The sequence below is a fragment of the uncultured Shewanella sp. genome, from assembly GCF_947491715.1.
Lineage (GTDB): Bacteria > Pseudomonadota > Gammaproteobacteria > Enterobacterales > Shewanellaceae > Shewanella.
Genome location: NZ_CANLKR010000040.1, coordinates 23,729 through 46,657, shown reverse-complemented (window position 1 = coordinate 46,657; position 22,929 = coordinate 23,729). Strand labels below are relative to the sequence as shown.

The window sequence follows — 22,929 nt, the reverse complement described above, 5'->3', positions numbered from 1 at the left end:
CAGCTAACCCTCTATGTGACGAAATAAGACAAAACAATTAAACATCTCTGCTCCCCCGTAACAGCTAACCCTTTATATCAATATGATGAATGACATGAGTGACGATGACGAAATAATCTAATGTCTCGATTGAACCATAACAGCTAACCCTCTATGTGACGAAATAAGACAAAACAATTAAACATCTCTGCTCCCCCGTAACAGCTAACCCTTTATAGGAGTGACGTGACGAAACAATCTAAAGTCTCGATTAGATAGCAAAACCCACACAGCAGTCCCCAACATGAGCCCCCCCATGATGAGAAATAAGTCATTAAATGCCATGATCTCTGCTTGCTGTGTAATACGTTCCGTTAAAATCGATGAAGCTATTTGCCCCACAGTTCCATTGTTCCCTACATGGGCACTGTGCATCACCATCGTCTTGACTTGGCTAATAAAATTAGCATAACCCTGGCTGCCAACGGCAATACTGGATTGAATGTTACTGCTATGAATATGCACTTGAGTAATAAAGAATGTAGTCAACATGGCAGTACCAAAAGACCCACCGATGCTGCGAAATACATTAATGATAATGGCCGAAGAGGCGCTGTCTTTACGCGTGACATTCTTGGTCGCCAACAAAGATAAAGGCACCATAATAAAAGGCTGGCCTAACGCACGAATAAACAAGGATAAGGTCATTTGCTCACCCATAAAGTTCATGCTCATTTGACTGTCCATAAAAGCGCTCAATGCCAGCACACCAAAACCAATGACAATCATATATTTAAGATTAATGATTTTGACTAATTTAGGAATAAAAGGTAACACTAATAGTTGTGGTAGCCCCATCCAAATAACAACAGAGCCAATTTGTGAAGCACTGTAATCATGTACCATGGACAGGTAATAAGGCACTAAAAATAACGTGCCATAAATAGCGGTTCCCATCATAATGAAAACCACCATGCAATAGGAGAAACTCATATCCTTGAACATGGCTAAATTAATGAGTGGGTAATGACAATGAAGCTGATCATAGATAAAAACGACAAAGCTTATCGCCGCCACCACACTCAAATAGCATATCAAGCTACTTTGAAACCAATAATCCGTTCCCCCTTTTTCTAAAATGACCTCCAAAGAGCCTAAAAACAACATCACTGAAATAATGCCAACAAAATCCCCCGCGCGTAAAACTTCCCATCTCACCTTGTTAAACAGCATTCCTTGATAAATCAATCCCGCCGCCACTAAACCGGGTAAAAAATTAATGTAAAAAATCATATTCCAAGAGAAGTGACTGGTTAACCACCCGCCCAATGAAGGGCCGATGGCTGGCGCAAAAGTTGACACTACGCTGAATAATGTCATGCCCATCGGCCGTTTTTCATCAGGCAATAATTCAATAATCAACCGAAAAGAAATGGGAATAAGCGCGCCACCACAAAAACCCTGAATGGTGCGAAAAAGCAACATTGAATCTAAGTTCCACGCATTGGCACATAAAAACGATGCGCCAATGAAACCCGCAATACAATAAAGCGCATAACGCCCAGTACCAAACGCTTGAGTCAGCCAGCCCACCAGCGGTATCGCCACAATTTCAGCGGTGAAATAAGAGGTCATGAGCCACGAACTTTGATCTTGGCTCATGGACAATGCGCCTTGGATAACCTTTATAGAGGAATTCATGATCTGAATATCCAAAATGGCCATGAAGCCCCCAATAAGGCCTCCAATAATCACCCACCACTGAGAGGATGACACCGCTTTTTGTTGCTGGTTGCTTTCAGGTAATAACGCACCATCCTTTTGCTGAGCGGCCTGTTCATCAAGGTTTGAAGGTGATCCCTTATCGATGAGCGTGGAAGCTGATACTTGGCTCATATCAAAACCTGCAACAATTTTTGTGCCAAGGATCCGATATAAGGTGGATTTAATATGGATAAATGATCGCCTTTAGCCCATAAATGACACAAAGGCTGTTGAGTAAAGGCCTGCCACCCTAATCCTTTATGAGAGAGTGTTATTCTTCCTTTCAATACTGTTTTTGCTTCTACAACAATAATCTCTCCTGCATACATGGCTCCAGAGTATTGCTCAGTGGCGTCAATATGAGTCTGTAAGATCCGAATGAAATAAGCAAAATCCTCCTCAGACACGCTCTGTGGAACTAATCCAGCTCGTTTAAATTCATCAAAAAAGACACGTGATCGCTGCCCGTCATCAAGACTCGATAACCCTTCTGGCGTGATAATAAGATCTTTCCCCATAAACCGGCTCACTTTACTCGCAAAGTGCGCCAATTTATGAACATCATCCATTGAGCTTGAATTCTCGACTCTCACCTTTGGTGCACCTTGATCTAAAATCAATAGACGAGGTGTACTGCCTGTTTTGTCATGCAGTTGTATCGCCATTTCAAAGGCAATGGTTGCCCCAAGAGACCATCCACCAAGAATAATATTCTCTCGATTAATAATGCCAGAAGCGTCTTGAAGATATTTATCCGCAAGAGAACTAATGTGCTTATCTTTCTCATCCAAACGAGTAAAGTCAGCGACTTGAATAGCATAAATGGGAATGTCACATCCTAATTCATTAGCAAGATCATGATAACAAACAACATTCCCCCCCGCAGGATGGATCAATAATAAGGTTGGATAACCTTCAGGTTGACCTGCTTGTAAACACACCAGCACCTGAGGTTGACTTACCGCTCCTTGCTCAATGAAAAGGGTTAATTGCTCAATACTCGGATTATCATAAAAATCATTAATACTCATATCCTTACCAAAATTACGATTAATATTGATCACTAAGTTCAACCCGTTTAACGAATGCCCACCCATGTCAAAAAAGTTGGCTTTAATATCTACTGCAGATTCTTTTAACGTGTCGCAAAACAATTGATGCAGCTTTTGCTCCGTATCTGATTTGGGCCGATTAATCACTTGCTGAATATGTAATTTCTGCTGTGATAATTGACGATAATTCACTTTCCCGCTGTGATTGAGTGGTAAAACCTTTAACCACTCAATATGATCGGGCTTCATAAAATGCGGTAATTCTGTATTCAGCCGAGCTTTAATCGCTTTTTGATCAACACTGTCAATACAAGGAATATAAGCAACAAGTTGCGCCTTTCCCTCACCATTTTTCAGCGGATGAGGCCTGTGGAGTACACCAACTGCTTGCTGACAGATCAGGGATAATCTATGCTCTATTTCAGCCAGCTCCACACGAAAGCCACGAATTTTGACTTGCCTATCCATACGGCCTAAAAACACAATGGTTCCATCTGGCCGCTCCATCGCACGATCGCCACTACGATATAAACGATGATCCGAAAACATGGGATGATGAATAAACATCTTTTGAGTTAACCCCTCTTGGTGAAGGTAACCATTGGCCATATGATGGCTAGCAATATATAGCTCCCCTGAACGACCCACAGGCAATATTTGTTGCTCTTCATCCAATATAAAAAGTTGACTGTCTGCAAACGCATAACCTATCGGCACGCTTGCTGATCCTTCAAGCAGTGCTTTGGGCACCTCATAACAAGCGACTCCGACCGTGGTTTCAGTTGGACCATAATGATTTAAAATACGGCAATGCGATTTTTCTCTGATTTTATCAACAAGCTGTTTAGTTAATATTTCTCCTCCCATTACCAACAAATCACGGGGCAAAATCACCTTTGCTTCCTCAAGTTGAAGTAACACCTCTAAATGTGAAGGTGTCATTTTGGCACAATGGAGAGGATACTGAGTCAAATAGGTGCATAGCGCATTGGGATCATCCAATAATGTCGTAGAAATCACCTCCAAACAGCCGCCATTAATTAACGCTGGAAAGACCATGGTGTGGGCTAGATCGGTATTAAAGGATGAAAACATGCCATAATGGGCATTGTTTTTTTGCGCAAGCTTAGGTGTCATCGCCTCGCAGTATTGGGCTAACTGGTTATGGGTCACATCAACAGCTTTAGGGGTTCCTGAGCTGCCGGAGGTGAATAAAATATACGCAGGTAAATCAGGATCATCTCCCCAAAAATAATTCTCACAACCCGTCACATCGTTTGGACAATCAAGATGATTTAAATAGTTTATCGGTGCCCCCAATCTAGGCCCATCACCGATCAGTAACGTCGCACCGACTTGGGTTAATAGAGGGGTAATTTGCTTATCATTTAATGTTTCATCTAAGGGAAGATAACAAGCATTCGCTTTCCACAATGCTAAAATAACCACAACATAATATTCATTTTTAGGCAGCTGTAAAGCAACAATCTCACCACTTTCCACCCCTTGCTGTTTCAGCCAACACGCTAACGTACTGGCCTTGATATCCAATGTTGCATAGGACATGCTGCGACCTTCACACCGCACAGCCTGCGCCAATGGTTGTTTAGCAACTTGATCTTCAAATTGTTGACACACCGTTTTAACACTGGCTTTTTTAGGTAATGCTTTTTGTTCAAAGGCTTGTGATTGAGGGCGGTCAAGTAACGAAAAATCCTGTAATTTTGCCTGAGAATCCTGCGACATCCAATTTAATATCTGAGCAAAATCAGCCATCATTTTCTTAATAAAATCAATATTAAATAAGTCGGCGTTATAATACATCGTCAAAATAATGCTATCGATTTCGGCTTCCACCCATAAGTTTAAGTCGAGCTTTGTCACCCCATAATCGACTTTTAACGACTCATATTGAAGTTTTTCAGGGTCGTGAAAAGGAAAAACTTGATAGCTTAACATTGCTTGATAAAGGGGGTTACTTTGTTCGAAATGTCGTTGCTCTAATGCCTGTACGATATGACTAAACGGAATATTTTGATGAGCGAAAGCCTGCTGACTTTCTGTTTTAACTCCGTTAACCAAGTCGGCAATGGTCAAATCAGCAGAGACATGGCCAATAATCGGCAACGCATTGGTGAACACGCCCATCAACATTTGGCTATTGGCCAGGTTTCGATTCGCAAAAGGCACACCAACAACCACTTCTTTTTGACTACTATACAAATGCAATAACCACTGAAAAGCAGCAAGAAAAACATGAAACTCTGTTCCATGAACCACCTTACTGGCAGCTTGGATCATCTCCCATTGCGAGGCACTTAGCTTAAGCGAATACATTTCGCCTTTATCATTATTGGTTGACGTTTTTATCCTATTCGTTGGGATCAGCAGTTGCCCTTCAACATTGGCAAGTTTATCTTGCCAAAATGTCATGCCCTTTTGATATTCATCGGATGTTATCCATGCTTGTTCATAAAGTGCATAATCAAAAAATTGCAATGTATCAGTCACCGTTGGCGTCAGACCTTGATTAAGCTTGTCATAGGTGTCTAAAAACGCCTGTAAGAATAAGTTCACTGTCCATCCATCTGAAATAATGTGATGGAACAACATTAATAATGCACTGCGATCATCATTCACTTTAATGACTCGAAAATGCACCAGTGGCCCTTGAGACAAGTCTAACGGCCTTAACCCTTCTTCAATAGCAGCTTGTTTAAGCCAGGTTTGTTTCTCACTTTCGCTACCATGACTAAAGTCATCATAAGCAAAACGGTATGCTTTACCTGTGCTCACTTTCTGCACTGGCTCACCATTCACTTCGGTAAAAACCGTGCTAAAAATGGCATGTTGTTTCACAATATGCGCCACCGCTTTTTCAGATAACGCCGCTAGAAAGGGGGTATCAACGCGGCAAACTACCGCAACAGGATTGTTGTAAGCAAGATGATTACCCTTTTTCTGACTAAGCAGCCAAATACTCTTTTGTGTTTCTGTCAACGGGTAATGAGCTCGCGGTTCATGATGCCGCTTAAGGGCAAAGTCTTTTTTCTTCGATTTATTGGCAACCTTCTTTTTCGCTAAGGCTTTTATTTCAGACACGCTTAAGGATTGAAGCTGATTTTTAATTGACGACATAATGAATTCCTCACCAAAGAAACAAAATCGTCAGGCAACGAGATAGGTTGCCTGACTGCTGTCTTACTCAGCTTCTAACAAGGCTTCAAGCTCTGATAGCACTAAGTTCCCCAAACCCGATATCGTTTGCTCTTGATAAAACAAGTCCACTCGAATATCGATTTCAAACAACTCAGATACCGCCGAAATTACTTGCACCGCAAGCAATGAATTGCCGCCTAATTCGGTAAAGTTATCTTTCACCCCTATACCCACAATCCCTAAAATAGACTGCCAGACTTTAACAATTTCACGCTCAATATCACTTGATGGCTCAACATAATCCACCGAGAGTTCAGGACGACTATGGCCTTCTGCATTAGCAGAAGATTCAGTATCAAGATCAGTGTCCGTTTTTTCAGGCACGGTTTCTCGAATCAGCTGTCCCAAGTCACTTGTTGCCACAACCACTTGCTCTAATTCGATATTTTGCATAAGCCTTTGAACTGAACTCACCCCTTCATGATAAAGAATATCCTTATCGCCTAGTTCAACATCAGGAACGTTAATGGCTCTCTTGTCCTCATTGCTCATCCCCACAGGATTTTCTGCGCCCACTTTAATAAGCGTATAATTCTCAAGAACGAGTAATACCCCTCCATTAGGAGAGTAGAAGGTAATGTTCATCATGATGCTGGCATCATCTTGTTTAAAAGGATGTTTTAATGCCACATGCACATGGCAATCAGACTCAATTGGCGCGTTGAATATGATTTTTCCGTAGCTGATTGGTAGGAAGTTATTCTTCGATAATCGACTAATACAAGCAATTGCCGTAGAATCTATCATCGCAGGATGATAGGAATATACCTGTAAATCATCACTAAATACATCGGCCAATTGCTTATGTATAATCCATTCTCCCTCGCCTTCACTTATGCTCGCATGATTGTTCCAGCGATCACTCAAGTATAAAAAGCCCCCATCATCTTTTCGCAGACTCTCATTGAGTTCCACTTCAAAAACAGAGGTTAAACAGCGCTGCTGGAGTGTTTTTAAGGCCTCTTTATTACAATCTGCAGGTAAGATTAAGCGGTTAATCGTACCAAAGGCATGTTCCTGCCATTCAAGCTCCAATATTCCACGACTGCGTAAGCTATAGTGATAGCCTTTTTCTGTTTCTGAGACAAACAAGCTCATACTTTTTGGCCATGCATTTTCAAAAATAATGGGAGAGGTCAACATTAAACTACCCACTTGCAATAACTCATGAGCTTTAAAATCAGCCAGTAATTCATGTAACATGGCTAAAATAGTCGTCCCAACAAGTGTGGGCTGACCTTTCAACTTATGTTCATCAATCACCCAGTCTTGATTGACCTTCAAGTTAATCCGATATTCTTCATCACTTCGATGCTTATTGATTAAGGTTAATAATTGCCCTTCTTGAGCTTCAAAACCCAATTTCACCCCAATAGCTTCATTATTGCTATCCACTTGCTTGGTCCAATTCACCGCCATACCGACATCACCCCATTGCCCCCAATTAATGGAAGCGGTATTGCCACTCGTCCGCTGATTACGATAAGCGGCATAAGCATCCATAAAGGCATTACCTGAGCAATAATCTAAGCGAGCTTCATCACCTAGCACCGCCGTAATAGATGAAAACAACATTAAGAAATCCAATGAATGATCAATTAAAAGCTCATCTAATATCAATGTGCCTTTCACTTTAGGATCAAGCGTCTTAGCACAGTCTTCTTTTTGCTTAAGTGGAATAATGCCACCACCAGCAATTCCAGCAGTATGAAAAACGCCGTGAATTTGCTTAAAGGGCGCCAGCGCCGCTTTCATTTCATCAAAGTCGCAAATATTCGCTTGTAATAAATGAACCTTATTTCCTCGCTCCTCTAGACGCAATATACTCGCAAGTTTCACACTAATAGGATCGTCAATAGCATGGCTCACTATCCAGTTTTGCCATTCGCAACGTTCAGGTAAACTAGAGCGATAAGTGAGTAATAAGGTGCTATTTGAAATCGTCGACAAATAATCTGCCATAAGTAGGCCCAATCCGCCGACCCCGCCAGTGATCAGGTACACACCGTTCTCACGAACCGAACTAGGCATACCTTGAGAGTGCTGATCTAAATAAACTGATTGATAGTCTTCTTCAAAACGTAGCTTCCCTCTATAAGCAATCACTTGCCCGTCAGATGGAATAAGAGCTTCAATAATCAATTGCTGAGCAATATCTTGCTCTGAACACATATTCACCAGATCAATATCAACCTGATGACACTGAACTTCAGAGTATTCATGATAAAACACACGAGCAGGTCCCATCAGTAAGGCATTTTCTGGTGCATAAACCGTTTCACCAGCCACACTATAAGTATTATTTGAAACCAACACTAACTGTAAATTATCCAATAAATTTGCTTCTATAAGCATTTGCTGTAAGTAAAGCGGGCTATAGAAACCATCAATTTCTTGTGTCAAAATCCCTTGTCTGGCGCAAGCAATCCCCTCTTGTGTTAACGACTGCACATTCGATACTTGAGCCTCTAAATTCCATAAATGCAACACACGATTAGGTTGAAGATCACGCTCTTTTAAGGCATTAAATAACGAACGATAATCACCCGTTTCACTTGGGTTAATGCAATAGTGATTATCATCGTCAACGTGTTGGAAGCCCTCCCCTTTGGTCACCCAAATAATGGGTTCAGCTCTGGCCATTAACTCGGTTTTAATCATTTCTGATAGGCTATTTTCTTGAGCAAACACCAACCAGCAAGAGGCTTGCGCTGTAATGTGTTTATTGAGGTAAGACTGGCCTATACGTTTCCAAGAAGGAATATAGAACCAATCCCCGATATCGGCTTTTTTCTGTTTTAAGGCTTTTACAGAACTCAGCTCAGCCCCCTCAGCAGCCACTTTTGCTTTCGGTAGTTTGAATTCTTTACGCTGAAAAGGATAACCTGGCAGTGATAAGCGATTTCTCACTGTCCCTTGATGCATTTGAGCCCAAGGTAAGCTCACTCCGTTGGCCCAGAGACTCGCCAATGAGGTTAATAAGTGCTCAACAGAGATGTCTTGCTCTTTAGCAATAGGCATCGACGCATGCACAACTAATGTTTCACCGGGTTTGAAATGCTGCTTAACCGCTGAGTCTAAAGACCGTCCAGGGCCCACTTCAAAGAAAGCCAGTTCAGCATCGGTTGCCAATAAGGTTTTAAGGGCATGGCTAAATTTCACGGGTTGGCGAACGTGTTGCACCCAGTATTCAGGATCGATTGCTAGCTCATCCGTTATCCAGTCCCCCGTCACTGTTGACACAAAAGGTGTGCTAGGTGCATTTAATGTGATCCCCTCAATCACTTCTCTAAACCCCTCTAATACCGGCTCCATCATATAGGAATGAAAAGCATGGGAGGTATCTAAGTGCTTGCAGAAAATCCCATCATCTTCAAGTTGATCTTGCAATTCGGCGATTTCATCCAGCTCACCCGCTAATACGCACAACCCTGGATAATTCATTGCCGCAATGTCAATGCTTGTACCTTGAATATGCCCTTTCACCTCTTCTTCGATCAATAGCACCGCAAGCATTGATCCCGCGGGTAAGCCTTGCACTAATTTTCCACGCAGTGCCACCGCTTTTAGTGCATCTTCAACACTGAATACACCCGCTAAACACGCGGCCACATATTCACCCACACTGTGGCCTATCATGACACTGGGGGTCATGTCCCATGACGCCAATAATTTGGCCATGGCGTAGCTCACAATAAACAGAGCAGGTTGAGTAAATTGAGTTTCATTTATTTTTTCAAGATCATGACTATCTGTTTCTTGAAAAATAATCTCTTTAATATTGCGGCCCAAAATCGGGATCAAGCTCTCACAACAAGCATCAAATGTGGCTTTAAATACGGGATAAGTATCGTAGATAGGCCTTGCCATATTAATGTACTGGTTCCCTTGACCCGGAAACATAAAGACCAACTCTGGCGTATCTTTAAAGCTTGATTTAATCACTTGAGCCTGATTGACTTTATCCAATAAACTGGCTTTATCATTCACCACAACAAAACTGCTAAAATTAAACCGCTCACGCCCCATCTGTAAGGTATAAGCCACATCTGCCAAATTAACATCAGGATTGGCTTCAAGGTAGTGACCTAAATTTCCTTTCATAGTGTCTAAAGCTTGTCGATTCTTCGCCGATAGTGGAAATATAGAGTGCCCTTTAGCCAGATCACTTTGTCGCTGAATGGGCGCTTCTTCTACAATCACACAGGCATTGGTTCCGCCAACACCAAAGGAATTAATTAAGGCTCTTAAGGGCGCTTTTTTCATGTCTAAGCGCGTCAATTCAGTATTAACTTTAAAAGGACTGTTCTCGAAATCAATATTCGGATTAGGTGATTGATAATGCAATGATGCGGGTAATTGATGGTGCTTAAGCGATAAGGACGTTTTGATCAAACTTGCCGCACCAGAGGCGACATCTGTATGCCCAATATTACTTTTTACGGAGCCTAGTAAACAAAATTGCTTCTTGTTAGTATAGCTTTGAAAAGTCTGTGATAATGATGAAAATTCGATAGGATCGCCCAACGCCGTTGCGGTTCCATGAGCCTCAATAAAATGAATGTCGCTGGGATCAATACCCGATCCATCAATCGCACTCTTAGCCACCGCAATTTGCCCATCAATACTGGGAGCAGTAAAACCTGCTTTTAGGTTACCATCATTATTAATGGCCCCACCTTTAATGACAGAATAAATATGATCGCCATCCCGCTCTGCATCTTCAAGTCGCTTTAAAATCAAGACACCGGCACCACGGCTAAAGATAGTGCCATCAGCTCTTGCATCAAAGGTATAACATCGTCCTTGCGCCGACTCCATACCACCTTGTTTATACTCATAGCCTCTTCTTTCAGGCGTATCAATGGATGCGGCGCCAGCCAGAATGAGATCGCTTTCACCGCATTGTAAACTGCGCATGCCCATGACCGTTGCCACTAATGCTGTAGAGCAGGCTGTTTGCACATTTACACTGGGCCCTTTAAGGTTTAACTTATAAGACACACGTGTCGTGACATAATCTTTATCATTATTCGTCACAATTGACGTACCACTGGCATATTGATGCACATCGGGATGATTATTCACTTCGTTTAAATGCCAAGCCGTTCCAGTGCCACCAAACACGCCGACTTTTCCAGGGTACTTCTCAGGGACATAACCCGCATCCTCAAACGCATGCCAGCAACACTCTAAAAACACACGATGCTGCGGATCTAAGGTTTCAGCATCCCTTGGGGTAACATCAAAAAAGTGTGCATCAAAATGCTGTGCATTACCGATAATCCCTCGACGTGGAACATAATTTGGAGAGGCAATAAGCGCCTCTTCAATACCCGACTCTCTTAACTCTTCTTTGCTAAATTGCGTAATACTCTCTACCCCGTTCAAGAGGTTTTCCCAAAAGTCGTTTACATTGGCAGCACCCGGTAATCGTGCAGCCATTCCGATAATAGCAATATCTTTATTCTTCGTGCTCGTAGTAGACTTCATTGTGTTTACCCCTGTAATAATCGCTAAAGTAAATAGATGATGTAACTATTGCTTATTTATATGTTGACTAAGTTTTTTAATGGTTGGGAATTGAAGTAAATCCATTATTGAGACTTTATCCGTTACCTCTTTCTTTATATATCTATGAACCTTGGCCATTAATAGTGAATTACCTCCAACATCAAAAAAATTATCACTCAATGAAATATCGCCCTTATTTAATACTTCTTTCCAAATAGCAGAAATCTTTGACTCTGTATCATTCGTTATATTACTTTTAGATATAGGCATAATGTACTCTCTTTTAATTTTACCAATAATTTTCCTCACCGACTCTAACTGTGAATAATCTGTTTTTTCATTATTCAGCGTAGGCATTTTTTCTAATTCAATAAATTGAGATGGGCACATATAAAAAGGCAAATATTCACTAAGATAGTCTTTGATTGATTGAACATTTAATTCTTCACCGTCTTTCAAGGTAAAATAAGCTTTCAATACTTTATTATAGACACCTGCATTGTTATTAACATTCATTTCATTTTCATAACTCACCGCAATATTTTTTATTTCATCAATATTAAAAATAACAGATTCAATCTCACTCAATTCAATTCGATGACCTCGTATTTTGACTTGCCTATCCATTCTGCCTAAATATTCCATCACGCCATCTTCACGCTCTCGAACTCTATCTCCAGTTTTATACATGCGAGTATCATTAAAAAACGCATCAATAAAAGGATTATCGACAAACTTAGACTCAGTCATAGACACATTATTAATATAGCCTTTCGCTAAAATATCCCCAGCTAAATAAAGTTCACCCGTCTCCCCCTGAGAAACAAGCCCCCCTTTCTCATCCAGTACATACGCTTTTGCATGAGGAATAGGCTTGCCAATGGGCACATAACCTTTATCTTTTTTAGCGGTTGCCCTCCAATGGAAACAAAATATACTGGCTTCTGTTGGACCGTATAAGTTATGAATAATCGCTGAGGTTTGCGATGATAATTGCCTGACTAATGCTTGATCTAAGGCTTCTCCTCCAGAAAAAAGGTGCTGGAGCTGGTGACAACCTTTGAACACTTGAGCATCTGCTATGGTATGCAAAGCCGTGGGCACAAACTGGGCAACGGTGACACCATGCGCTTGCATAAAATCAATAAGCAATACAGGATCGTATTTTTTCTCGTCCTCAATAAGAGCACAACTTGCTCCGATGCAAAGTGGCCAAAACATTTCCCAAACCGACACATCAAAACTAAAAGTTGTTTGAGCTAGGACAACATCTTTTGGCGATAACGAAAACGTATTTTGCATCCAATGCAAATAATTCACCACCGTTCGATGTGAGACTAATACACCTTTTGGCCGACCTGTTGAACCTGATGTATAAATAACATAGCAAGGACTGCTGTCATCAATCATTGGTGATTCAAACCTTACCTTTTTTACCCAATCAATATCAACTAGGTTAATATTTAATAATGAATGAACAACTGGAAACGGTTTATTGTTCTTATCATCAATCACCCCTTTTGCTTCTGAGTTTTCTATCATGAACTTCAGTCTTTCTTCAGGAAAAGACGTATCTAAAGGTAAATAAATTGCGCCTACCTTCATGATTCCAATTAAGCAAGCTATCATTTCGGCACTTTTATTTAAATATACGGCAATCACCTCTCCAGGCTTGACCCCATTTTCTCTTAATTCTTGAGCAATCACATCACTCATGGAAGATAACTGTTCATAATGAATATTTCGATTATCCATTTTTATTGCAGTATTATTGGAAAACAATGTAAACGATCGCGTTAATACTGAGTGCAATAAACGTTCAAAAGCCATATAATGCCTCCACCTTATTTTAAATTATAAAAAATAATCCTTATTGCATTAATTTAAAAATATAAATTAATAAACATGAGTAATAATATTAAAAATTTTATTGATACACTTCACGATTGATTATGTTTTCAAACACACTTGAAAATTGATTAATGTCATCATTGGAATATTGTTGAATATCGAAACTTAAATACCCCATTAATGCATCTTGATGCTCTTCAACCGTAAGCATGATCCCTTGCCTTACGGCATTCGGTTGTAACTCTTTCACCACCCACGAAGACTTTTCAAGATTAAATTCGGGTAATTGCGTTAAATAATTGAAATTGGCTAAAAAAGGGAGTACTGCTGATTGTTTCTCTTGGCGATAATCATCAACAAGCTCACCATAGCTCATATACGCATAGGGTAAACGTTTAAAAAAACTGGTTCGACATTGGGTGAGCAACGCCGTAAATGGCACTTCTTTACAACCTTGAACACTAAAATTAATCATATTAACAAAGCAGCCCAAGGCGTGAGGAAAATCTGCCCGACTTCGGTTAGAAACCGGGATCCCAACTTGGCAAGCTTGTTGCGTATGAGTTTGTAATAAAGCAGAGTAAAAAGCAGTGAGTAACACCATAGAGACTGTCGTTTGCTGACGTTTAGCATATTCCTCAATGTGCTTTAACACACCCAATCGATAATCCTGCGTCAGTAGATTGTCACACCTCATTGTACAGCATAGTCTCACAGCATCCTGTGTGATCCCATTTGATATTGACGACTTTACCCCATCGCTATTTTGAGCGGAAACACACTCAGCTGCTGAAAGCGTAAAATCAGCGCTCAGCTGCTCGCGCCAAAAAGTTAATCCAGCCTGACGATGCTCCAACATAAAACCTTGTTGATACGCTATATAGTCACCATACTCATCAACTTGCTCTGCAACCTTCGTTTTATCCTGCGCTAATGTTTGATACAGCTTCACTAATTGATGAGACCAAAGCTTGATTGACTCATGATCAAACAGCATATGATGCACAGTGTGCAATAACACATGATGCTCATCCCCAACCGTTAACAGCTGAAAATGGATCAAGGGGCCTGAGTCTATGTCAGCACAAACAGACTGGGCATATTGACGCAGCCACTGGGGATCGTCAACGTTTCTCTGTGACACATTTTTTTCGATAATCCGAATGTCATCAAGTGTAAAAGGCACATCAATGTCGTCCGGTTCATCGAGATTAATTCGAGTCAATAACACCGGATTTTGCTCAACAAGGCTCAAAAGGCTTGCTCTTAAGCGCTGTTTATCCAATTCTCCTTTAATCTCATGACAAAAATAAATTTGATAATCTGTATTATCACTGAATAAATCTAGCATCATGAAATAGGTTTGCTCATGACTCAATGATGCCTTAGAACGAACAGGTTTGATTGCTGAAGTTTGCTGGCTTTGTTTCATTGACATTACCTTTTTTGATAACGCCTCAATGCTGGGATATTCGAAAAAATCATTGAAAGGCAACATATAGCCTAACGTTAACTGAATAAGGGATTGCGCTCGGATCAAATGCAGAGAATTAGCCCCTAATGCAATGATATTATCGTGTGGGCTAATCACTCCACACTCAAGAACTGATTGCCAGATAGCAAGCATTGCTTGCTCAATGGATGCTTTCTCATCAATAGATGTTTTCTCAATGGATATTTTCTCAATGGATGCTTTCTCAATGGATGCTTTCTCAATGGACGCTTTCTCAATTGAAAGTTCATTGCCAAACTCCTGTTTGACGGTAGCACGGGGTTTACCGCCTTGAATGCGGCAGGCAGCCTGATGTTTATCTCCCTTAGGATGAGGCAAACGGGATTTATCGACTTTTCCATTGGGTAACTTGGGAAACGCACTTAACAAAATAATATGACTTGGCAATAAAGCATGCACAATTTTTGCTTGTAAAAATGCGCTTAATTGTCTTCGAAGCAGGGTTTTACACTTCGATGACAGCAAGGTTTTATCTTCTTCAAGCAACACATAAGCCACCAAGGACTGAATATCATTAAGATTATGATAGATAGTGACAAGACACGCACTCACACTAGGGTATTGGCAGATCAATTGCTCAATATCCTCGGCATCGAATCGAATACCATTCAATTTTAATTGGCAGTCTTTTCGCCCTAAATATATCAGCCTATCATCTTCATTTATTTTGACTAAGTCACCACTGGCATGTGCCCATATCCGTTGACCTTGTTTATTCAATACCGAACAAAAACGCTGCTGCGTCCGCTCAGGATCATTTAGGTAACCTCTCGCCACTCCTTCACCCGCAATAAAAAGCTCTCCAACTTCCCCCTTAGTCACCCTTTTTTTTTGATCATCTAATAACAAAATATCCGTACCTTCAATGCCCAGTCCTAAATGCACGGGGATCTCAGGCAATAGTTCACAGAAGGTCGCATTTGCTGTCGCTTCGGTTGGGCCATATAAGTTAAAGAGTCGTAATTCTGGTACTAATTGAAAGCTCTCTCTTTTTAAGGTCTCAGGAACAGCCTCTCCAGACAATAACACCACTTTGGGTAATGCCAATTCATTGTGTTCATGATTGGCTAATTTGAAAAAAACCAACAGTTCTCGCCAAACCGTAGGGACGCAATAGAGGGCTGCATGATGATGTTGACCAAACCAAGTCAGCAAAAATTGAAAGTTACGCAAACAATCTTCCGGCAATATATACAACAGTTCGCCACGACGTAACGAGTAAAATATTTGACTGACTGCTGCGGCGAAACTCACCGCAGAGGTGAAAGGCAAGCAAGACTTGTCACTTCCCCAAGACTGCTGTGCAAACCAAGCAGAATAATAACTCAGCTGTGCATGCTCAATCATGACCCCTTTAGGTTTTCCTGTGGATCCCGAAGTATAAAGAATATAAGCAAGATCATTGGGTTCAATTTGGACAGGGGGCAACTCAATATCACGCTTTTCTGTGAACATTTCAGCCATATCACAGGAACACAAATCCAAATCATTAACGAGTTTTTTTTCAAGATTTTTATTATCTGTCAAAAAGATACTCACATTGGCATCGAGAGCAATCGACATTATTTGGTCATGTGTGTGAAATTCTGATAGTGGAATATAGGCTAAACCTGCTTTTAATATTCCTAATAATACAACTGGTAAATAAACATTTTTTTCAGTATGAACGAGAACAATCCCCCCTTGTTCATATTCACAGAGGTGTTGCAAATAACACGACACACGATCGGATAAGGTTTTTAATTCTCTATAAGTAATAACTTGCTTAAGATCTTGAATAGCAAGATTATCTCCTTCCAACTTTGATACGTGATCAATAATGTGACTTATCGATAAAAACCCCATACGCACTCACCTTTTGAACAGCACCTTTTTTGACAGAAATCAGTATGACAACAAAGAGAAAATAAATTGTTCTTTATATCAATGTGCAAAACTAATCCCACTAAAATATTAATATCACCAGAGACAATAATGACCATTATTGATAGCGATAAGCATGTCATATCGATAAAATTAGAAATACTTAATAAAGATTAAAATCATCATGCTTTATTGATTAAGTAAGTTAATTAATGACTCTCTATTTTCTTCATTCAATTTTATCGTTCAATACATTCTAAGAATAAAAATAAACTTTGTCAGGTTATAAAAACTACAACTTGAATGTCATTATAAGTTATGCTAGAGATCTGAGAGTCGAATTAAATAGAGAGTTAACTCTAAATAGAAATGATTAACTAATAAATATATATTATATTCTGACCAATGCCAACATTAAAATATTGATTACCGTTACACTAAAAAAACAATAAAAAAACAATAAAAACCATATAAAACAACAAAATAAATAAAAATATTAGTATATAAAAAACAAACAACCATTCTATTTCAATAGTGTACATTAAATATTTTAACACCAAAATATAAAAAGATACTAAATAACTTATTAACAGCGATTAATAAAATAACTATTCCATGTAAAAATGGAATACAGGGTAACTAGAATTATAATAAAAACTGTCCATCTAAATTATAAGTTAACAATAATTCAGTTATTAAACTCTATAAACAGTTAATCAATATTAACGTGATTAAACTGTATTACATGAGTAAAATACGAGCGAAGTTTTGTTCTTCATAACAAACATGAACCATATTACAGTAAAAGGTATATTTCATGTTGATGGTTAATGGATAAGATATTATGGTCTATCTAAGATAAAGCAATAGGCACTTTAAATCAGTATTGGTAAGCAGTCAGAAAATAAGAATGCACATCTTAAAATAACGTATTCTATTTTAGGAGAAAAGATGGATATTCATTCAGCAGAAATAAAACAAGCATGCGCTTTTTTCAAAAAACAAATAATGCAACAAAAAGAAGAAATTATCCACACATTCTTTAGTAAATTAAACATAGATAACAGAACAATTTACCCTATTTCAACAGACTATGATTGGTTAGTCGAATATTGGTCATCGGGTCTCTATAAAAAAATAGGACAAAGGATCAACACAGGAATAAAATCATGGGATCACATGGATGATGAACATCAGCAGGTATTAAAAAATAAAAATATAAAGTATAAGACTGATATTACAGATAATTATGGTAATATTGTTGATATTTTTTCTGTCGCAACCAAAAGAAGCCTAAAAGACAAAGATCTGCTTTCTTTATATGCAAAAAAACCTATCATTAGCAGTATTTCCAGCTCGATTTGGTGTAAATTCAATATAAAGCCTCTTCCTCTAGAAAAGTTAGAATGCCCTACAACACTTAACCCCCTAGATATTGATGTCAAACATGAGTGTTTCCAATTTGGAAAAATAAAATTTACCAGTAAAGAAATGGAGAGCATACATTGGTTATTAGAACTCAATTCATTAAAAGAAATTGCTTGGAAACATCAATGCAGTCAAACAGCAGAGCGCAAGCGAATCGACACCATTAAAACCAAGCTCAACTGCCAAGGATTTTCTTCTTCGGCCTTATTTATTGCGTTAAAAGAAAATGGGATTACCGCTGCTTGCTTGAAAGATTATCTGATGCCCCCTTAATCGCTTCCTTTTATTCTCCTATAAATAAACCCATTAGCATCTGAGACAATCACTCTAACGCCATTCAACGAAAAGTGGCCATCCCTAGAGGATAAACACATGAAACTGAAACGCCACAGCTTGTATCTTTCATTAATCTTATTAGCTTCCATTCAAACAGCGCATGCCACAAGCTTACTCGATGTCTACAAACAAGCACTCAACAACGATCCTATTGTATTGCAAGCTAAAGCAAAACGTGATTCACTTTATGAGAATATTAATCAATCCAAAGCCGATTTATTACCCAATATCAGTGGTACGCTTAGCGCCTCTCGTTCTTGGGATAATCAGTATTCCAGCCTCAGTACAAGTGGCGATGTTGCCTCTGCAGGCCTAACCCTATCGCAACCTATCTATGATAGTCGCCTCTGGTCCAAGTTGACCATTGCTGAGAAAACCGCTGCTCAAGCGGATATTACCTATGCCGCAGCACTGCAAAACTTGATTGTTAGGGTCAGTAAAGCCTACTTCAACGTACTCACAGCTCAAGATGACTATCGTTTTAAAACAGCAGCAAAGCAGGCTTACAAGCGTCAACTCTCACAAACTCAAGCTAGATTTAAAGTAGGGCTTTCACCCATTGGCGATGTGCAATCAGCTCAAGCACAATACGATTTATCCACCGCACAGTCCATTACCGCGAAGAATACCTTAACTAACGATTATGAAAGCCTGAGAGCTATTACAGGTGTTGATGATAAAAACCTTAATATTCTCGACACCGCCCATTTTGAAACCAGTCCTATCTTACCTATCAATATTCAAGATTGGGTAACAATATCGAATAACAAAAATCTCTCGCTACTCTCAGATAGTGTGGGGAAAACAATCGCTGAAGAAAATATTAATTACTATAAAGCAGGTCATTTACCGACATTAAGTTTAGATGCCAGTGCTAACAAATACAGTGAAGATATTAATAATTCAAGTTATCCGAACAATTATAACTACAATACGGGATCAATATCGCTCGATCTGAATGTGCCTATTTATTCAGGGGGCAAGATCAACTCCCAAGTACGACAAGCTCAAGATGATTACGTTAACGCTTGTCAAGTATTAGAGCAAACCCATCGTAGCATCATTCAACATGTACGCAGTGATTACAATAATGTGAACGCATCCATAAGCACAATAAAAGCCTATAAACAATCGGTTGTTTCTGCCAACATAGCAGCCAAAGCCACACAAGCGGGTTTTGAGGTGGGCACACGTACCATAGTCGACGTCCTTAATACCACCAGCACCTTATACAATTCAAAAAGTGAATTGGCACAAAGTCGCTATGATTACATCGATTCAGTATTAGCACTAAAACAAGCAGCAGGAACACTCACCAAAAAAGATTTAATTGATATCAATGAAGGCTTGATAACCCCAAGTGATCCTATTACAAAACCAAGTTAAGGTGAGCAATATACTTATGTTTTTAATTCAACAATGTTCACAATTTGTTCCTGCAATGGCGCATCCTTGAGGGCTTGAAATAATTCAGGCTTATCTCTTTTTGCAGACTGTAAATATTGCCCTTTAAAACGTAAGCTCACCGTTTTATGTTTAAAGGGGAAAGGACTCATCAAATAATGATGATTATCTAATGGCTGAATTGTTACTGTTTGAGTTGCTGTCGCTGACATTGGGACTTGAGCAAAAATATGTGGTTGTCGTTGTGATGCACAAGTACAGCTAAAGTAAAGTGATAAAGTATCAAAAAATTGTAATTGCTTATAATTTTGCCATAGATATCGTTTTAACCAAGCTTGAGTGATCGAATCTTGCTTTAATTGCGTTTCAAGCAAAGTTTTCCTTTGCTCCAATAAAATACACTGTTGATTAAATTCATCCTTATATTCCTTAGGAATGGTATCAATCAAGGCATTATTACTTAATCCATAGCGACCATGATAAATTCCCCACATATGCATGACAGCTAATAAACCACAATAAAGATGATGCGCTTGATTAAAATTAACTGACTTCATCATAGTGGTGACTTTTAATGCATTAGGCGTATTGGATAAATGCCAAGGTAAGCCAGTTTGAGGATCCACACAGGGAAAGGCATCTAACTCAAACCACCCTCGATCGTGATGGTTAATAAGATAGAGCATCTCATTTAAGGGCACTACAGGCTCAAAATAAGCATTACCAAATAGTTTGGCGAATCGCCCTGCTAGCAAACAGTGCTCAGCCATTGTCACAATGAAATGAGGCTCCCCCTGAGGAGCACTTTGCACAATCATGTATTAACCTCTTTATACCGTATCATCAAATATAGCAGTATATGTAGCACGAGTCGTCACATGCTCAACTGAACGTCACTCACTAGGCGCTCGCCATAGAAATAACCCTCGATAGAAGCTGGACCATTCTCAATCATGCGAAAACAAAAAAGACTTCTCTACCAGCATCATTCAAAATAAGTCAATCTATGACAGCTCTGACACACGATCTGTCACTGCGCTTTAATATCATCATTCAAAGGCCAACCGATATTCAATCTAAAACAATCTTGATAACAATCTCGACTACTAAACAAATTGCCTGAGCTAATTAATACCCCTTGTTGTTCACACATGCAAAACAATTGCTCTGCACTGACCATTTTTATTATAGGAACGAAAAAGGCGTTCAAAATTGATTATCCATTCCCTATCGCTCACCTTTCAACCAAAAATAAAACTCAAATAAGACCAAGGTCTAACAAAGCCCAATCTGGTCTGATGAGTTTATAACGCTCTGAGTATAAAAGTGATAGCAATTTATTTCCCCATCAACTTATTATTACATTAACACTGGTTAATTTATCTATTTCCATCACATTTATCCAAAAATAAAATGCAATGAAAAGATGAATAAACGTACTAAAAAGACCAAGCTAAAAACTAATGCCAAAATAATTAGCAAACTTTGCGGTATAAGGGGGAAAAATGACAAGCAGTAAACAGATGACTCCTGAACTCAATCAGCTCGTAGACGCAATACAGCGTGCCATTGGAGAACATCAAACTCAAGCTGAATATAACGGTGTGACAGGCACTGAACTCGATAATGCCTACAGAGATGCCCTTGAACAGTATCAGCAACAAAACATGCAATCAGCCCTAGTCTCCTTCACTTATTTAGTGATGAATAACCCTTGGAAGCGAGCCTATATTGTTGGGTTCGCCTCTTGTTTACATGCCTTAGATCAATTTGAAAATGCCCTTTCTTTTTACGGCTATGCCGCCTTAATGGATGCTTGTGATGCTGGCGTGACCTTTCGAATTGCCCAATGTTACTCCTCGATAGACAGACCTATTGAGTCTATTGAAGCCCTACAAACCTGCATAGATCAAAGCTTCATCGATCCTGTTCAGCTAGAAATAAGAACACTAGCACAGAATTTACTTCAAGAAATCATTGGCTAGTTATACACCTCATTAAGGAGAATGCTCATGACTCAAAATGTTGGTAGAAGTAGTAGGGCCGCACTAGACCTCGCTACCCCTCAAGAAAAACCAAAAGTATCAACCAGTAAATTTGATAGCACGCAGGTCCCCCTTTCGAATATAAGTTCAGATTGGGTACATGTGACGCGCCCTATTGACAGAACAGTAGAAGCATTGGATTTATCAGAGGTTAGTGATCTTAATAAAAAAAAGCTAGAATCGATGGATTTAATAAAACTTTCAACAGAGCTCACCCAAAAAGCAAAAGATAATGGTGTTGAGCTCGCCAAAAAGAACTTTTTTAAGGCCTTATTTAATGTTGCTTTGGCCGGTGTAGGATTAGGCTTATCCATTGCAGCCACTGTGTTAACAGGCGGAGCTGGCGTTCCGGTCATGGCAATGTCTGGTGTTGCATTTGCCCTTGTGGTTTCTGATGCGGGCTGCGCATTTGCCGATTGGCGCAGCAAAGCTGGAGGAGGAGATGGCCTTAAAATGGGCTCAGATGCTTTAGCAAATGCCGTCTATACCATGCTTGATAAAATGGGCATGAATAATGAAGATGCCACATATTGGGCCAATACGACATCAGTTGTATTAAAAACAGCGCTCACTGTAAGCACATTATGGTGCAGTGCAACATCTGCTGCCAGTGTACCAGGTGCAATTGGCAGTACTTTATCGATGATAAAGATGGGGAAAAGTACGACCAGCAGTGTGGCAGGCATGGGACTCGATCTTGGAATAACCGACACCAGAAATAAGGGAAATCGATTAAAAACATCCAGCCGCAATGCAAAACAATTCGAAGCCAATACGGAAAGTGAAAAAAAATTAAAACAGGTACAACAAGAAAATGCTCTTCTTAAATCGCAACTAATAAAACTTGAATCGAGTTTAGAGCTACACCAACTCGCAAGAAAACAAACCATGACAAACTTAGAGAGTGCCAATAGTGAATTTGCGCCCCCCAAACAATGTGTTCACCTTCTTGTCTAGTCTA

Annotated in this window: 10 protein-coding genes; 4 read left to right on the top strand and 6 right to left on the bottom strand. The window is 39.7% G+C overall.

The genetic code is table 11. From position 1 onward, the window contains the following. Positions 1-204 precede the first annotated feature (204 nt). The 5 genes from Q0779_RS20000 to Q0779_RS19980 form a co-directional block, all read right to left on the bottom strand. Positions 205-1,875, bottom strand: coding sequence for an MDR family MFS transporter (locus Q0779_RS20000; protein WP_298775407.1), 1,671 nt, complete (start codon positions 1,873-1,875; stop codon positions 205-207). Then, the gene (locus tag Q0779_RS19995) at positions 1,872-5,933 is read right to left on the bottom strand and encodes an amino acid adenylation domain-containing protein (protein ID WP_298775406.1); all 4,062 of its coding nucleotides are present in this window, start codon (positions 5,931-5,933) and stop codon (positions 1,872-1,874) included. Before Q0779_RS19995 ends, Q0779_RS20000 begins: the two co-directional genes overlap by 4 nt. A 63-nt stretch (positions 5,934-5,996) precedes the next feature. Next, entirely contained in the window at positions 5,997-11,507 is a 5,511-nt protein-coding gene (locus Q0779_RS19990) for a type I polyketide synthase (protein WP_298775405.1), read from the bottom strand. A 45-nt stretch (positions 11,508-11,552) separates the two neighbouring features. Continuing rightward, positions 11,553-13,358 (bottom strand): non-ribosomal peptide synthetase, encoded by a 1,806-nt coding sequence (locus Q0779_RS19985; protein ID WP_298775403.1) that lies wholly within the window; start codon positions 13,356-13,358, stop codon positions 11,553-11,555. A gap of 97 nt (positions 13,359-13,455) precedes the next feature. Continuing rightward, positions 13,456-16,737: a non-ribosomal peptide synthetase gene (locus Q0779_RS19980; protein ID WP_298775402.1), complete on the bottom strand. Its 3,282-nt coding sequence runs from the start codon at positions 16,735-16,737 to the stop codon at positions 13,456-13,458. 969 nt (positions 16,738-17,706) lie between these two features. Here Q0779_RS19980 and Q0779_RS19975 point away from each other — a divergent pair. Together Q0779_RS19975 and tolC are read left to right on the top strand one after the other, a co-directional pair. Beyond that, entirely contained in the window at positions 17,707-18,456 is a 750-nt protein-coding gene (locus Q0779_RS19975; RefSeq protein WP_298775400.1) for a hypothetical protein, read from the top strand. 99 nt (positions 18,457-18,555) lie between these two features. Next, entirely contained in the window at positions 18,556-19,905 is a 1,350-nt protein-coding gene (gene tolC, locus Q0779_RS19970) for an outer membrane channel protein TolC (protein ID WP_298775399.1), read from the top strand. A gap of 14 nt (positions 19,906-19,919) precedes the next feature. Here tolC and Q0779_RS19965 read toward each other — a convergent pair whose 3' ends face one another. Beyond that, entirely contained in the window at positions 19,920-20,741 is an 822-nt protein-coding gene (locus Q0779_RS19965; RefSeq protein ID WP_298775398.1) for a DUF3891 family protein, read from the bottom strand. 687 nt (positions 20,742-21,428) lie between these two features. On the opposite strand from Q0779_RS19965, the gene Q0779_RS19960 reads away from it, so the two are divergent. Both Q0779_RS19960 and Q0779_RS19955 read left to right on the top strand, forming a co-directional pair. Beyond that, a complete protein-coding gene (locus tag Q0779_RS19960) occupies positions 21,429-21,908 on the top strand; it encodes a CesD/SycD/LcrH family type III secretion system chaperone (RefSeq protein ID WP_298775397.1) in 480 nt (159 codons plus the stop codon). Between the two features lie 27 nt (positions 21,909-21,935). Next, the gene (locus tag Q0779_RS19955) at positions 21,936-22,925 is read left to right on the top strand and encodes a hypothetical protein (protein WP_298775394.1); all 990 of its coding nucleotides are present in this window, start codon (positions 21,936-21,938) and stop codon (positions 22,923-22,925) included. The last annotated feature ends 4 nt before the right edge of the window (positions 22,926-22,929 follow it).

Coding starts and splice junctions, on each gene's coding strand:
- Q0779_RS20000 (WP_298775407.1), bottom strand. CDS start 1,875: ATGAGCCAAGTATCAGCTTCCACGCTCATCGATAAGGGATCACCTTCA.
- Q0779_RS19995 (WP_298775406.1), bottom strand. CDS start 5,933: ATGTCGTCAATTAAAAATCAGCTTCAATCCTTAAGCGTGTCTGAAATA.
- Q0779_RS19990 (WP_298775405.1), bottom strand. CDS start 11,507: ATGAAGTCTACTACGAGCACGAAGAATAAAGATATTGCTATTATCGGA.
- Q0779_RS19985 (WP_298775403.1), bottom strand. CDS start 13,358: ATGGCTTTTGAACGTTTATTGCACTCAGTATTAACGCGATCGTTTACA.
- Q0779_RS19980 (WP_298775402.1), bottom strand. CDS start 16,737: ATGGGGTTTTTATCGATAAGTCACATTATTGATCACGTATCAAAGTTG.
- Q0779_RS19975 (WP_298775400.1), top strand. CDS start 17,707: ATGGATATTCATTCAGCAGAAATAAAACAAGCATGCGCTTTTTTCAAA.
- tolC (WP_298775399.1), top strand. CDS start 18,556: ATGAAACTGAAACGCCACAGCTTGTATCTTTCATTAATCTTATTAGCT.
- Q0779_RS19965 (WP_298775398.1), bottom strand. CDS start 20,741: ATGATTGTGCAAAGTGCTCCTCAGGGGGAGCCTCATTTCATTGTGACA.
- Q0779_RS19960 (WP_298775397.1), top strand. CDS start 21,429: ATGACAAGCAGTAAACAGATGACTCCTGAACTCAATCAGCTCGTAGAC.
- Q0779_RS19955 (WP_298775394.1), top strand. CDS start 21,936: ATGACTCAAAATGTTGGTAGAAGTAGTAGGGCCGCACTAGACCTCGCT.